The organism is Verrucosispora sp. WMMA2121 (assembly GCF_027460185.1).
GTDB classification, from domain to species: domain Bacteria; phylum Actinomycetota; class Actinomycetes; order Mycobacteriales; family Micromonosporaceae; genus Micromonospora; species Micromonospora palythoicola.
Genome location: NZ_JAPZBH010000006.1, coordinates 3842109 through 3855942, shown reverse-complemented (window position 1 = coordinate 3855942; position 13834 = coordinate 3842109). Strand labels below are relative to the sequence as shown.

The window sequence follows — 13834 nt, the reverse complement described above, 5'->3', positions numbered from 1 at the left end:
CCCGCGCCCTCCCACCCCGTGCTACCACCCCCATCCCACTTCGTCGATCTTGCAGTTCCGGTCGCCGAAACAACCCTTTCGTGGACAGAAAGTGCAAGATCGACGAGTGCCGGGGTGGGGCGGTCACCAGTCGTGGACGGTGCCGTCCTGGAGCCGGTTGAACGGCAGGTACGCCGGTTGGTACGGAAACCGGCCGGCCGCCTTCTCGTCCAGTTCGACGCCGAGACCGGGCTGCTCGCCCGGGTGCAGGTAGCCGTCGGTGAAGGTGAACGACTGGCGGAACACCTCGTTGGTGAGCGCGCCGTGCCGCATGTACTCCTGGATGCCGAAGTTGTGGATGGCCAGGTCGAGGTGCAGTGCGGCGGCCATGCCGACCGGCGAGATGTCGGTCGGCCCGTGGATGCCGGACTTGATCTGGTACTGGGCGGCGAAGTCGAGCAGCTTGCGCATGGCGGTGATCCCCCCGGTGTGGGTGACCGCGGAACGCACGTAGTCGATCAACTGTTCCCGGATCAGGGTCTGGTAATCCCAGACGGTGTTGAACACCTCGCCGATCGCCAGCGGCGTGGTCGTGTGCTGCCGGACCAGCCGCAGCGCCTCCTGGTTCTCCGCCGGGGTGCAGTCCTCCAGCCAGAACAGGTCGTACGGTTCGAGGGCCTTGCCCAGCTTCGCGGCCTGGATCGGGGTCATCCGGTGATGCCCGTCGTGCAGCAACGGCAGCTCGGGGCCGAACTCGCTGCGCACCGCCTCGAAGACGCCGGGCAGGTGCCGCAGGTACGCCCGGGTGTCCCAGTCCTCCTCGGCCGGCAACGGGGTGCGCTGCGCCGGCTCGTAGTCGTAACGCTTGCCGTCGGCGCTGGGCTGGGTGGCCACCCCGTACACGGCGTTGATGCCCGGCACGGAGGTCTGCACCCGGATCGACCGGAAGCCGAGATCGAGGTGGGCCCGGATGGAGTCGAACAGCTCCGGCAGATCCCGCCCGGAGGCGTGACCGTACGCCATGATGCCGGTGCGGGACGCGCCGCCGAGCAGCTGGTAGAGCGGCATCCCGGCGGCCTTTGCCTTGATGTCCCAGAGCGCGACGTCGACCGCCGCGATGGCCGCCATGGTGACCGGCCCGCGCCGCCAGTACGCCGAACGGTACAGGAACTGCCAGGCGTCCTCGATGCGGTGGGCGTCGCGCCCGAGCAGCAACGGCACCACGTGGTCGCGCAGGTACGAGGCGACGGAGAGTTCGCGCCCGTTCAGCGTCCCGTCGCCGAGGCCGGTGTGCCCGTCCTCAGTGGTGATCTTCAGGGTGACGAAGTTGCGGTCCGGGCTGGTGACGATGACGTCGGCGGCCACGATCTTCACGAGGGGTGCCTTTCCCGCGGGCCGTCAACCCGGCGGCGGCACCGGCGGCGGGTCGGGGGAACCCGCGTTGGGCTCGACGTTGTACTGGCCCGAGATGCTAGGCCACAACGCCGCCGCGCCGCCATCCGCGGCCGGGAACCCGCCGTGGCCGGCGGCCCGCCCGATGTGGTGCAGCACCTGGTGGACGTGCGGACGGACCTGGGCGCGCAACGTGGCGCTCCAGCGCTCCTGCTCGTAGCGGTCATGCAGGTACAGCCGGCGGGCGTGGGCCAGGACCGGCCGGTGTTCCGGCGGCAGGCGGGCCAGCGCCCAGTCGGCGGCGACGTCCTTGGCGCGTACCTCGCCGGTGGCCACGGTGAACCAGACGCGGGCGAGGGTGAGCAGCACGTTGCGGGTGTCGCCGTCGAGGTCGTCGAGCAGACCCGGTACGCCGGCCACGCTCGCCCGGACCACGTCGGCCCGGGGCACCGCCCCGAGCAGTCGTGCCGGGGGCGGTCCGGCCAGCGGGTGGTCGCCGGCGCGGACGGCCGCGACCACCAGCGCCAGGTCCACCATCGTCTCCGGCCGCGGCACGACGCCGGCCAGGTACGCCTCGCGCCGCCACTCGCCGTACTGGAAGTCCGCGGTCGGCGGGTAGCGCCACGGTCGCACCTCGGCGGCGACGACCACGGTCAACTCGATCGGGCGGGCCCGGTGCGCCGGACCGGAGATGGCCAGCAGCCCGTCGAGCAGCGACCGCCGCTCCCGGTCGGTCAGGGTGCGGGCGGCGACCGCGAGGACGTCGATGTCGCTGGCGGGACGCAACCCGCCGAGCACCGCCGAGCCGTGCAGGTAGGCGCCGAGGAGCCGGTCGCCGAGCACCTGATCGAGGAGTCCGACGAGCGGACGGATCTGGTCGGTCACGGTTCGAGTGTCGTTCCGGCCGCGCGGGCGGGCCACCGCTTTAGCCGGCGCGCGGCGGCCGGTACCGGTGGTGCGTACGATGCGGCCCATGGCGTTGTTGCACCGAGCGGACATCCGTCCCACCAAACTGGAACTGTTGGCCACCTGGCTACCGGGCCGCGGCTGGTACGTCGGCGGCGCCGAGGTGGCACGCGTGGCCGCGTACCGGTTCGACGACCCGGCCGGGCAGGTGGGCATCGAGACCCTGCTGGTACGCGGCGGCGACGGGCCGGTGCACCAGGTGCCGTTGACCTACCGTGGCGCGCCGCTGGACGGAGCCGACGAGTGGCTGGTCGGCACCACCGAGCACTCGGTGCTCGGCCGACGCTGGGTCTACGACGCGGTCGGCGACCCGGTGTACGCGGCCGCCCTGGCCGAGGCCATCCTGGCCGGCACCGGGCAGGCCGAGGAGTACTTCGAGGTCGACGGCCGGCGCGAGGTGCGCCCACCCAGCATGGGCATCACCAGCGACACGCCCGCGGTCGACGTGCCCCCGGTCGGCGCGGTGCGCCGGGTGGTCGACGGCGACCCGACGCTCATCGTCACCGACACCGTCGAGCTGGCCGTGATCCGCCGCCCCGGATCCGCCGCCGCCCCGGTCGGTGCCACGTTGACCGGCATCTGGGACGACGTGCGGGCCCCGCTGGCGTACGCCGCGCCGCGCTGAGCCACCACGCACACCGCGCGGCCGGCCCCGCGCCGACTCGCCGGGCGGCACGTCGACCGGCACCGCGGCGGCGGGCGGCGCCGGTCAGGCCAGGACGACGGGGTTGGTCAGGGCCGCCATCCGCCGGTCCGGGTGGCGCACCTCGGCTCGGACGAAGCCGCTGTCCCGCGCGGTGGTGCGCCAGCGGACCGTGCCCGAGCCATCCGCGGGCAGTCGCTCACGGAGCACGGTGCCGCGTTCGGTGTGGAGACTGACGGTGCCGGCCGGTACCCCGGACACCCGTAGCCGCACGTCGATCGGTGCGCCGCCGGAGTCGAGGCGCTCGCCGACGCTGACGTCGCGGTCACCTGCCGTGGCGGCGAGCGCCAGGTCGACGGTGGCGGAGCCGGCGATCCAGCTCCGGCCGGCCCGCAGGCCGGCGAGGACCGCCTGGACGCTCAACTCCGCGGCGAGGACCACGGTGTGCGGGGTGCCGAGCTGACCGGCAAGGTGGGTGTCGCTGTTGCCGACCGCCGGCCACCACCGTCCCCGATGGATGTCATGACCGAGGTTGCGTCCCCACTCGGCCAACGCCGCCTCGTTGTCGGCGTTCCACGGCAGGTCAGAACGCCACTGCCCGTTCCACACCTCCACCGCGTCGAAGCACCGGTACGGGTAGGCCAGGGTTCCGGACTCGTACGGCGCGTACGGGTGGGCGGCCACGCAAAGTCCTCCGGACCGGCGGACCTGCGCCAACTGCTCGTCGATGGCGTCGTCGCGCACGCCGTAGCGCCACTCGATCTGGTGCCCGGGATCGAGGCCGAGGGCGAGCCAGTGGCCGGTGTGGGTGGTGACCTCCTGACCGAGAATGACCAGCAGGTCGTCGCCCGCGTACCGGCCCCAGTCGCCGTGCCCGGCCGAGGTGTTGTGCTCGGTGGCGGCGACGAAGTCCAGCCCGACCTCGCGAGCGGCGGCGGCGAGTTGCCTCGGGGTGAGTTCGCCGCCGGTCGAACGCACCGTGTGCAGGTGGACGTCGCCCCGGTACCAGCCGGTCCCCCGACCCGCCACCCGCCGGGCCGGGTACTGCGCCCCGGCGGGTCGCCGGTCGTCAGTCACGCGAGGGTCGCATGAGGCGCTCGGCGGAGCCGAACGCGTAGCCCCGCGACTCGATCAACTCCGAGTCGTCGCGTTCCCAGGTCAGTTCTTCGACCACCTCGACGACACCGGCGAGCCTGGCCGTGTGATCGGCCACCATACCGGCGAGGCTGCGACTCTCGACGCTGCCGGACAACGTCACCACACCGTCCACCACACCCACCGTCACGGTGTTCGGGTCGATCCACAGGCCGCGCAGGACGATGTCGACGACGTCGGCGCTGATCTCCTCGTCCGGCCGGGTGTGGATCCGCAGCAGGTCCCGCCGGGACACGATCCCGACGAGCCGCCGGTCGGTGTCCACGACCGGCATCCGCTTGACCCGTGCCGTCTCCATCCGCCGAGCGGCCGCGGCGACCGATGCCGTCGGCTCGACCACCACCGCCGGCACGGTCATCAGGTCGGCGGCGACGGTGGCCTGTGCCTTCGCCGCCACCCGGCGAACGCCGATGATCCGGCGGTGCCGCTCGTCCCCCGCAGCCTCGATCTTGTGCAGCAGATCGGCTTCGGACACCACGCCGAGCACGTGCCCGTCCGGGTCCACCACGGGCGCGGCGCTCACCCCCCTGCCCAACAGCGTGTCGACCACCTCGCGGTACGAGGTGTCAGGCCGCACCGACACGACGTCACCTGTCATCACGTCGCCGACCGTCCACTGTGACTTCCGCTTCAAAGAATTGGTGGTCATCGTTCGCCTCCCTGCCCTTCCAGCCTTGCACCGCCCCCGCGCTGTCGACAGAGGCGTTGGGCCCTGCCGCAGGACGGGGTTTCTCTCTCCTACCCGGGTAGGGGACGGCCATCCAACCATCGGCCGTGGTCGGGGCCAGTGGTCGGGCGACGTCGGCCCGTACGCCGGCGAGCATCTACAGGCATGACTGACAACCTGTCGCGGCGGGTGAGCCGGCACCGCCCCCTGATGGTCTTCGTCTCGGCGATGGCGGTGCTCGCCGTCGTCTGCGCGGTCGGCATCGTGGCCGACCAGCGGGTCCTTACCGGCGCGCCGATCTGGCTCAAGCCGTTCAAGTTCGCGGTGTCCTTCGTGCTGTACGGCGGCACCCTGGCCTGGCTGCTCTCGCTGCTGCGTCGGCGCAGCCGGATCGCGGAGTGGGCGGTCACCGTGGTGGTCGCCATGGGTGTGGTGGAGATGTGCATCATCGTCGGGCAGGTGATCCGCGGCACCACCAGCCACTACAACGAGACCACTCCGTTGAACGCCGTGCTGTGGCAGCTGATGGGCGCGGCGATCATGGTGCTGTTCGTCGCGCACGGCGTCATCGGGGTCGCGGTGCTGCGGCAGCCGGTCGCCGGCCGCGCCGGCCGGTACGCGATCGGGCTGGGGCTCGGGCTGGCGGCGCTCGGCATGCTGGTGGCGGTACCGATGACCCTGCCGGCACAGGCTCCCGTGATCGAAGGCATCGCCGGGGCACACAGTGTCGGCGTGCCCGACGGGGGGCCGGGGCTGCCGGTGGTCGGCTGGAGCACCACCGGTGGGGATCTGCGGATCGGGCACTTCGTGGGGCTGCACGGGATGCAGGTGCTGCCGATCCTGGCGCTGCTGCTGAGCCGGATCGCCGGTGGTCGGCTGGACGAGCGTGCCCGGGCGCGGCTGCTGCTCGTGCTGGGCGTCGGCTATGGTGCGGCGACCGTGCTGCTGACCTGGCAGGCGCTACGCGGGCAGCCGCTGCTGCGACCGGACACGCTCACCCTGACCGCCGTCGCGACGCTGGCGGTGGTGACGGTCGCCGCTGCCGGCGCGGTGCTGGCCCGCAGCGGGCTTCCGGCCGGCGGCGAGCACCAGCCAGCGGGCCCAGCGGGACCGCACAGCGAGCGGGTCGCGGGTGACGAGCGGACGGAGGTGACGGCGTGAGTGCCACGTTGTTCACGCTGACCTTCGCGGTGGCGGCGCCCTTCTGGGCGCTGATGATCCTGCTGCCGGCCTGGCGGGTGACCCAACGGATCATCCGGTCGCCGCTGATCGTGCTCCCAGCCGTGGTGATCTACGCGGTCCTGGTGGTCCCGGCGTTCGGCGAGGTCCTGCCGGCCGTGCTGTCGCCCACCCTCGACGGCGTACGGGAACTGCTGGGCACTGCCGACGGCACGGCGGCGGCCTGGGCACACATGATCGCCTTCGACCTGTTCGTCGGCCGGTGGGCCTGGCTCGACAGCCGGGAACGGAAAGTCCCGCCACTGGTGATGGCGCCGGTGCTGGTGCTGACGATCCTGCTGGGACCGCTCGGCCTGGCCGCCTATCTGCTCGTCCGCGCCAGATGGGCACCGCCGACGGCGACTGCCGGCCACGAACCGCAACACCTAGGCTGAGGCCGTGGGCTGGGTGGGACGGCTGTTCGACGCGCGGGACAGCCTCGTGCGGATGGTGCTGCTCATCCTCTCCGGCCTGGGCTACCTGTTCTTCGGCACCATGTCCACACCGACCTCCGTCCAGTGGGTGCTCGCGGTGCTGGCGTTCGCGGTCGGACTCTCGCTGCACCACCGGCCGCCGGCCAACACGCTCACCCAGACCGCGCTGCTGGCGGTCGCGATCTGGCTGATCGACGACTTCACGATCAACCAGGTGGGGGCCAGTTGGGCGTTGCTCGAACTGACCATGGCCGCCCGCCGGAGCCGGACCATCTGGCTGGCGGCCGGGTTGCTGGCCGTGGTCGACCTGACCGACTCGATCGGTGACCCGCTGCCGCGCCTGCTCTCCGGCGTGTTCGGACTGCTGCCGGAGGTCGGCGTGCCGGTGCTGCTCGGGCTGGTCATCCGGACCACCCGGGAGCTCGGGCAGCAGTCGCGCCGCCGGGCGGAGGAGGAGCAGCGGCGGCGCGAGTCGGAGAACCGCGCGGCCCGCGCCGACGAACGCGGCGCCATCGCCCGGGAGTTGCACGACGTGGTCGCGCACCACGTGGCGTCGATGGTGCTGCGGGTCGGGGTGGCCCGGCACGTGCTCACCGACCTGGACCCCCGGGTCGGCGCGGTCTTCGACGACGTGCACGGCACCGGCACCGCGGCCCTCGCCGACCTGCGTCGGCTGGTCGCGGTGCTGCGTGACCCCGACGGCGTCCGCGGCGACGCCGCGCTGACCGCGATCGAACCGTCGGCGCTGCCGGCCGCGCTCGGCGCCGCGGTGGACCGGGCCCGGCAGGCCGGGATCACCGTGATCGCCGACATCGACCCGGCGATCGGTACCCTCGACGCGGTACGCGGCCTCGCGGTGCTGCGGCTCAGCCAGGAGGCGTTGACGAACGTGGCCAAGCACGCCGGTACCGACGCGGTGGCGCGGCTGTCGGTGACCGTGGTCGGCGGCGCCGTGCACTGGGAGGTGGTCGACGACGGTCGCGGCAGGGTGCCCGCCCCGGTGCCGGCCGGCGGCGGCCACGGCATCACCGGTATGCGCGAACGCGTCGAGGTCCTCGGCGGACAGTTGACGGCCGGACCGACCGGACCGGGGTGGCGGGTCGCCACCGTGCTGCCCGGCGGCCCGCCGGCGACGGAGCGCACATGATCCGGGTACTGCTTGTCGACGACCAACATCTCATCCGCGCCGGCCTGCGCATGCTCTGCGAGGCGCAGCCCGACATCGAGGTCGTCGGCGAGGCCGACAACGGCCGCGACGCGATCGTCCTCGCCGCCCGGCTGGTGCCGGACGTCGTGGTGATGGACCTGCGGATGCCCGGCGTCGACGGGATCTCCGCGACCAGCCGGATCCTCGCCGACCGTCCCGCCGCCCGCGTGCTGGTGCTGACCACGTTCGGCGACGACGACCACCTCTATCCGGCGCTGACGGCCGGCGCCTGCGGCTTCCTGCTCAAGGACGCGCCGCCGACCGAGCTGCTCGACGGTGTGCGCCGGGCCGCGACCGGCGACAGCCCGTTCAGCCCGGAGGTGCTGCGCCGACTGGTGCAGCGCGCGGTGCACGCCCGCACCGGGACGCCGACGCCGGTCACCGGACTGACCGGCCGGGAGCGGCAGGTGCTGGACCTGGTCGCCGACGGGCTGTCCAACGGCGAGATCGCCGAGCGGCTGCACATCGGCGTCACCACGGTCAAGTCCCACATCACCAGCCTGATGACCAAGACGGGCAGCCCCAACCGGGTACGCCTGGCACTGTTCGCCCGCGGCCTGTGAACCGGGTCATCCGCCGGCCATCGCGCCGAGGACGATGAACGGTTCCTCGCCGACGACCACCCGCTCGGGCAGGGGCGTGTCGGGGGGACAGTTGGACAGGTCCTCCTCGCAGGCGTAGAAGCGGACGAAGGCGCGGCGCTTACCGCTGTGCCGGTCGCGGATGGTGCCGAGCAGCATCGGGTACCGCGCCTCGATGGCGTCGAGCACCTGGCGCTGGGTGGCCGGCCCGGGGCCGGCCACCTCGATCCGCACCTCGCCGGTCACCCCGGCGAGGGTCTTCAGGTGAGCCGGGAGGACGACCCGGATCACGGCAGCACCTGGACTTCCACGGAGAGCACGGGCGGCAGGTCCCGGACGATCGGCGCCCAGCTGTCGCCGCCGTCGGCCGAGCGGTAGACCTGGCCACCGGTGGTGCCGAAGTAGATGCCACAGGGGTCGAGCGTGTCGACGGCCATCGCGTCGCGCAGGATGTTGACGTAGCAGTCGGACTGCGGCAGCCCGTCGGTCAGCGGCTGCCACTCGTCGCCGCCGGTGCGGCTGCGGTAGACGCGCAGCCGGCCCTCCGGCGGGTAGTGCTCGGAGTCGCTCTTGATCGGCACCACGTAGATGGTCTCCGGTTCGTGGGCGTGCACCGCGATCGGAAAGCCGAAGTCCGACGGCAGGTTGCCGCTGACCTCGCGCCAGTTCGCGCCGGCGTCGTCGCTGCGCATCACGTCCCAGTGCTTCTGCATGTACAGGGTGTCGGGCCGCGACGGGTGCTGGGTGATGTGGTGCACGCAGTGGCCGACCTCGGAGTCCTGGTCGGGGATCTCCCCCGACCGCAGCCCCTTGTTGATCGGCAGCCAGCTGGTGCCGCCGTCGTCGCTGCGGAACGCGCCGGCCGCCGAGATGGCGGTGTAGATCCGGCCCGGGTGGGCCGGGTCCAGAATGATCGTGTGCAGACACAGGCCGCCCGCGCCGGGCTGCCAGGACGGCCCGCTCGGGTGGGTGCGCAGCGCGGTCAGCTCCGTCCACTTGCCGCCGCCGTCGGTGGACACGTAGAGCGCGGCGTCCTCCGCGCCGGCGTAGACGGTGTCCGGGTCGTCGCGGGACGGTTCGAGGTGCCAGATGCGCTTGAACTCCCACGGACGCGGCGTCCCGTCATACCAGAGGTGGTCGCCGACGTCACCGGCGTAGGCGAAGTCGTTGTCGACAGTGGTCCAGGTCCGGCCGCCGTCGTCGGAGCGCTGGATCAGTTGCCCGAACCAGCCGCCGGACTGTGAGGCGTAGAGCCGGTCCGGGTCGGCCGGCGACCCGGTGAGGTGGTAGATCTCCCAGCCCCCGAAGTGCGGCCCGTCGACCGTCCAGTTGTCGCGTCTACCGTCGGCGGTCAGGACGAACGCACCCTTGCGCGTCCCCACCAGCACACGTACACCACTCATCCGAGCATCCTCTCGTTTCGTCGCGCCGGCGGGCGGTCGCCGCACCGGACATACACCGGTCCTGGTCGGTCTACTCCCCGGGTACGACGAATTGGCATCAGCGGAACGGACAGCACCGGTCACCGGGGGTTCATCCCGAGCGGGTCCGCCGGGCGTCGGCGGGCCAGATGACGGTGGTGGGGATGCCCCGCTCGCGGGCCCAGCCGACGGTCCGGTCCGTCGACGCGGCGTGACAGCCCGGATCGCCGTCCCAGACCGCCAGCAGCCGCTGCACCCGCAGCAGCAGCTCCCGGTTGGCGGCCACGTACGCGGCGGTGCCGGAGGTGCGGTAACCGGTGTGCAGCACCCGGGTGGCGCGGGCGAGCAGCTCGTCGAAGGTGCCCCGGGCCGCCGGGGCGATGGTGTCCCGGTAGTCGGGAGCCGGCAGCACCACCTCGTACGTGCCGCCGCCGTCGAGGACCGCGCGGGCGAAGATCTGGTCGGTGCCCGCCGCCAGGCAGGTGACGCCGTGCACCGGTCGGTCGCTGATCCTGCGCAGTTCGAGGCGGATCGCCTCGGCGACCAGGCGCTCGGTGGCCGGGGTCAGGTTGATGTGGCCGGTGACCCCGACGCGGACCGGTTCACGTTCAGGCGGCATCGGCCGAGCCTCCCCGCTGGACGGGCACGCTGGGGCCCAGCCGGATCAACTCGAATCCGCTGTCGGACAACACGTCGGGCAACGCCCGGATCTCCTCCCGGTTCTGCTCCTTCGCGGCCGACGACAGTTCGTCCCACGGCCGCAGCAGGTGGTGTCGGCGCCGGGCGTCGTCGCGCGGCTCGCCGAAGGTCCAGCCCTCGGAGCGCCGTTCCCGGCACCACCGTTCGTGTTCCAGCCGGGCCAGTTGCTCGATCCGGTCGTCGATGGCCCGCCCGGCGGCCGAGGCGTCACCGGCGCCACCGTGCCGGGGGGCCACCACGCAGCCCAGGTCCAGCAGTTTGGCCGCGATGTCCTGGACGTGGCTGCGGTTGGCGCGGCGCAGCGACTCCGGCAGCCGGGACCAGGGCACCATGGCGGGCGCGTCGCCGAGGCGTAGCCCGGCTCGCTGCTGGGCGTACAGGTACCGCAGGTGGATCTGCTGGGCGAGCCGCTCGGTGAGGTCCTCGGCGATCAGCCCGGCGTCGCAGGCGTGGGTGAGCACCGGGTACAGCCGCAGCTTCCCGTGCACCTCGTCGAGCAGGTCGTGGCGGGCGTCGCCGTGAAAGGCGGCGGCGAGCGCCGCCTGCCGGTAGACCGGCACGAAGACGATGCTGCGCGTCCCGCGCCAGAGCGCGGGGGTGTCCAGCGCGAAGCGCAGGCCGCCGATCTCGTCGGGGGCGCACAGGTAGATGCGGTCGTAGCTCTCGGCGGCGACATGGTCCAGGCCGACCAGGCCGGCGATGTCCCGGTCGTACCCGGCCAGCCGACAGACCTCGGTGAGGAACGGATAGCGGGAGGTGGCCAGGGCGAGTTCGGCGCGGGCGTCCGGTGCCACCAGGTCCACCCGCAGCCGGCGGTCGGGCCCGCCCTGGTCGGCCTGGTGCGCCCGCCAGTGCCGGGCCGTCTCCACCAGCAGGGCCCGGCGGAAGCTGCCGTCGCCGGCGATGAGGACCGTCGTCGGCCGGTCCGGTGCCGACGGCAGCGGATGGTGCCGGTGCAGTGCCCGGGCGGCGATGTCGTCGACGTGGAAGTAGTCCAGGCGCAGCCGACTGGACCCGGCGGCGCCGAGCCGCCGGGCCTGCAACGACAGGCACATCTCCGGGTCGTGGACCTGGACGTACACCCGGGGTGGGTGGCGACGGTCCTGGATCAGCCGGTTGGCGGTGTTGGCGATGGCGTGGTTGCGGTCGTCGTCGTCGGTGCAGGCGTAGACGGTGTGTGCCCGGGGCAGGCCGGCGCCCCGCAACACCTCCACGTTCGTCGGATCTCCGACGACACCGAGGTAGCGGCGCCGGCGGTACTCCAGCGGCCCGAACGGTTCGGACCGAACGACCACCACCCGGTCGCCGTCGGCGTACAGCCGGTCGGCGAGCATGTGCGCGAACTGCGAGTCGCCGCAGACGACCGCGTGGCCACTGGCCCGCCGGGCCCGCCGCCGCCGGATCTCCGTGGCCAGCAGCAGCCGACCGGCCTCGGCCACCGCCAGCAGGGTGAACAGCGGTGCCATGAACCGGGCGACCTGCAACTGCCACGGGTACGGGCCGGGTTGCTCGAAGAGTTCGGCACTGAGGAAGAACAGCTGCAGGTCGTAGTAGAGGATGTCGTACCGGTCGGCGATGGTCTCGGGGCGTGCCTGCGACAGGCGTTCCAGGCCGACGTAACCGAGCACCGAGGCGACCAGCCCGATCACCCCGAAGACGACCCGAAGCCACCACGCGGCGGGACGGGCCGCACCGGGGACCGGCTGGGTCATCGCACCAGCCACCGGATTACGACCATGCGCGTCATGCTATTGGACAAAGTCGATCACCAGGGCCGGCGACGTGCACGCCGGCCGGACACTTTTCGCAGGTGACGCCGTTTCCCCGGGGCCGAGCTGTCGGGGTTCAGCTCGACATGACCCGGGCGTGCAGGTCGGTGACCACCTTGCGGGCGGACTCGAACGCACCGGCTTGCCAGGCGATGTAGTGACTGAGGTGGTCACCGGCGAAGTAGACCCGGCCGTCCGGCTCCAGCAGCCGGCCGTACTGCCCGCTGGTGCGCGACGGCCACGACACCCAGCCGCCCTCGGAGTAACGGGTGCGGTCCCAGGCCACCGAGAACGACGTCTCCAACTCCGTCCGGTACGCCTCGCCGTGGATCCGCACGCCCTGGGCGACGGCGCGGGCCTCCCGCTCGGCGGGCGTGAGCGCCGCGTACGCCTGGGCGTTGGCACCGAAGTTGTAGTAGCCGACCACCACGCCCTTCGCCCCGTGGTAGCCGTAGGAGGGGTACCAGATCGTGGCGAGGTCCAGGTTGGTGTTGGTGATGCCGGAGTAGATGTTCTCGTCCTGCTCCCACCACCGCCGCCGGTACTGCAAGCCGATCTTGCCGGTGGCGTTCGGGACCGGGTAGGCCAACGCGTCCCGGACCGGCTGGGTGAGATTCGACGGGATCTTCGCCAACACCTGCGGTGGGATGGTGCAGACGCAGAAGTCGGCGGTGGCGGAACGCGGCCGGCCGCCCGGCCCGTCGTAGACCACGCTGACCCCGGAGCCGGTGTTGGAGATGGAGCGCACCTGTGCGCCGTAGGTGACGAGGCGACGACCCACGGCGGCTTCGAGGGCGTACGCGATGCGGTCCATCCCGCCGACCGGCTGGAACATCAGCATCGCCTGGTCGTAGCCGAACTCGAAGGAGAAGTACCGGCCGACGCCGCTGGCCAGCACGTCGGTCAGCGGGTACGGGGTGAGTTTGGGGGTGCCCGCCTCGAAGCCGGCGCCCGGCTCCACCAGGTAGCCGCGCCGGTTGGTGCCCGCGTACCGCCAGCTGGCCGCCGGGTCGTCGGCGACCCGACCGCCGATCGCGCCGAACCCGCGCAGGAACTCCAAGAGCCGTTCCTTGTCCTCACCGGTCAGGTAGGTGTCGAGCGCGCCCTGGTCGGTGGCCTTGGCGAGCAGTTCGGAGACGTACCCGTAGACGTCCGCCTTGGCCTCGCGGTGCCGGATCGGCCGCCCGGACAGCGCCCCGGCGTTCTCGTTGACGTAGTAGGCGTCGGCGTTCTGGTTGCCGAAGATCTCGATCGGCACGCCGAGTTCCCGGCAGTAGTCGAGGGTCACCATGTGCTGGGCGATGCGGGCCGGACCGGCGTTGAGGTACTGCCCGTCGGCGAAGCGGGCCCGCTGGGTGCGTCCGTCGAGGTCGGTCTCGGTGGTGCCGCCCCGCACCGTCCAGTTGCGCCCACCGGGCCGGTCACGCGCCTCCAGGATGCGTACCCGGTAGCCCGCCTTGCCCAGCTCGTACGCGGTGGCCAGGCCGGCGATGCCGGCCCCGAGCACCAGCACGGACTTCGCCGACCGGCCGGTCAGCGTGAAGTCGGACCGGTTCGGGGCCCGAAACGGTGGTGCCGCCTGGGCGGCGGGCGCCAGGCCGAGCGCACCCATGGTGCCGTAGAGCACGCCCGCCCCGCCGGACACCCCGACGGCCTGGAGGAATTGTCGTCGCGTCGTCGGTATCGTCACCGCCACCTCCCGC

14 protein-coding genes are annotated in these 13834 nt (G+C 72.5%); 5 read left to right on the top strand and 9 right to left on the bottom strand.

The window, feature by feature from the left end; genetic code table 11:
- Positions 1–123: 123 nt before the first annotated feature.
- Together manD and O7605_RS26215 are read right to left on the bottom strand one after the other, a co-directional pair.
- A complete protein-coding gene (gene manD / locus O7605_RS26220; protein ID WP_269741643.1) occupies positions 124–1353 on the bottom strand; it encodes a D-mannonate dehydratase ManD in 1230 nt (409 codons plus the stop codon).
- Positions 1354–1377: 24 nt separating this feature from the next.
- Entirely contained in the window at positions 1378–2256 is an 879-nt protein-coding gene (locus tag O7605_RS26215) for an aminoglycoside adenylyltransferase family protein (RefSeq protein ID WP_269741642.1), read from the bottom strand.
- An 88-nt stretch (positions 2257–2344) separates the two neighbouring features.
- On the opposite strand from O7605_RS26215, the gene O7605_RS26210 reads away from it, so the two are divergent.
- Entirely contained in the window at positions 2345–2962 is a 618-nt protein-coding gene (locus O7605_RS26210; RefSeq protein WP_269741641.1) for a CG0192-related protein, read from the top strand.
- Between the two features lie 84 nt (positions 2963–3046).
- Here the strand turns inward: O7605_RS26210 and O7605_RS26205 are convergent, their stop codons facing one another.
- Complete coding sequence (locus O7605_RS26205; RefSeq protein ID WP_269741640.1) at positions 3047–4057, bottom strand: CehA/McbA family metallohydrolase; 1011 nt, start codon at positions 4055–4057, stop codon at positions 3047–3049.
- Positions 4050–4784 (bottom strand): CBS domain-containing protein, encoded by a 735-nt coding sequence (locus O7605_RS26200; protein WP_269741639.1) that lies wholly within the window; start codon positions 4782–4784, stop codon positions 4050–4052. The genes O7605_RS26205 and O7605_RS26200 overlap by 8 nt, the downstream gene beginning before the upstream one ends.
- Positions 4785–4967: 183 nt before the next feature.
- Here O7605_RS26200 and O7605_RS26195 point away from each other — a divergent pair, with 183 nt between their 5' ends.
- The 4 genes from O7605_RS26195 to O7605_RS26180 are packed head-to-tail and all read left to right on the top strand — an operon-like array spanning position 4968 to position 8224.
- A complete protein-coding gene (locus O7605_RS26195) occupies positions 4968–5963 on the top strand; it encodes a hypothetical protein (protein ID WP_269741638.1) in 996 nt (331 codons plus the stop codon).
- Positions 5960–6415, top strand: a complete 456-nt coding sequence (locus tag O7605_RS26190) for an ABA4-like family protein (RefSeq protein WP_269741637.1) — start codon at positions 5960–5962, stop codon at positions 6413–6415. Before O7605_RS26195 ends, O7605_RS26190 begins: the two co-directional genes overlap by 4 nt.
- Before the next feature lie 4 nt (positions 6416–6419).
- Positions 6420–7601 carry a sensor histidine kinase gene (locus O7605_RS26185; protein ID WP_269741636.1) on the top strand — a complete coding sequence of 394 codons (1182 nt, stop codon included), beginning with the start codon at positions 6420–6422 and terminating at the stop codon, positions 7599–7601.
- On the top strand, positions 7598–8224 hold the full coding sequence (locus O7605_RS26180) for a response regulator transcription factor (RefSeq protein WP_269741635.1): 627 nt from the start codon (positions 7598–7600) through the stop codon (positions 8222–8224). The genes O7605_RS26185 and O7605_RS26180 overlap by 4 nt, the downstream gene beginning before the upstream one ends.
- A gap of 6 nt (positions 8225–8230) precedes the next feature.
- Here O7605_RS26180 and O7605_RS26175 read toward each other — a convergent pair whose 3' ends face one another.
- From O7605_RS26175 to O7605_RS26155, 5 genes are all read right to left on the bottom strand, one after another.
- The gene (locus O7605_RS26175) at positions 8231–8533 is read right to left on the bottom strand and encodes a MoaD/ThiS family protein (protein WP_269741634.1); all 303 of its coding nucleotides are present in this window, start codon (positions 8531–8533) and stop codon (positions 8231–8233) included.
- Positions 8530–9645 (bottom strand): WD40/YVTN/BNR-like repeat-containing protein, encoded by a 1116-nt coding sequence (locus O7605_RS26170; RefSeq protein ID WP_269741633.1) that lies wholly within the window; start codon positions 9643–9645, stop codon positions 8530–8532. The genes O7605_RS26175 and O7605_RS26170 overlap by 4 nt, the downstream gene beginning before the upstream one ends.
- A gap of 130 nt (positions 9646–9775) precedes the next feature.
- The gene (locus O7605_RS26165; RefSeq protein WP_269741632.1) at positions 9776–10282 is read right to left on the bottom strand and encodes a hypothetical protein; all 507 of its coding nucleotides are present in this window, start codon (positions 10280–10282) and stop codon (positions 9776–9778) included.
- Entirely contained in the window at positions 10272–12074 is a 1803-nt protein-coding gene (locus tag O7605_RS26160) for a RyR domain-containing protein (RefSeq protein ID WP_269741631.1), read from the bottom strand. The genes O7605_RS26165 and O7605_RS26160 overlap by 11 nt, the downstream gene beginning before the upstream one ends.
- Positions 12075–12207: 133 nt before the next feature.
- Entirely contained in the window at positions 12208–13821 is a 1614-nt protein-coding gene (locus O7605_RS26155) for a flavin monoamine oxidase family protein (RefSeq protein WP_269741630.1), read from the bottom strand.
- Between the last annotated feature and the right edge of the window lie 13 nt (positions 13822–13834).

Bases quoted from the DNA above. Each gene is read 5' to 3' on its own strand.
- O7605_RS26160 (WP_269741631.1), bottom strand. From the start codon at position 12,074: ATGACCCAGCCGGTCCCCGGTGCGGCCCGTCCCGCCGCGTGGTGGCTT.
- O7605_RS26195 (WP_269741638.1), top strand. From the start codon at position 4,968: ATGACTGACAACCTGTCGCGGCGGGTGAGCCGGCACCGCCCCCTGATG.
- O7605_RS26200 (WP_269741639.1), bottom strand. From the start codon at position 4,784: ATGACCACCAATTCTTTGAAGCGGAAGTCACAGTGGACGGTCGGCGAC.
- O7605_RS26165 (WP_269741632.1), bottom strand. From the start codon at position 10,282: ATGCCGCCTGAACGTGAACCGGTCCGCGTCGGGGTCACCGGCCACATC.
- O7605_RS26210 (WP_269741641.1), top strand. From the start codon at position 2,345: ATGGCGTTGTTGCACCGAGCGGACATCCGTCCCACCAAACTGGAACTG.
- O7605_RS26180 (WP_269741635.1), top strand. From the start codon at position 7,598: ATGATCCGGGTACTGCTTGTCGACGACCAACATCTCATCCGCGCCGGC.
- O7605_RS26170 (WP_269741633.1), bottom strand. From the start codon at position 9,645: ATGAGTGGTGTACGTGTGCTGGTGGGGACGCGCAAGGGTGCGTTCGTC.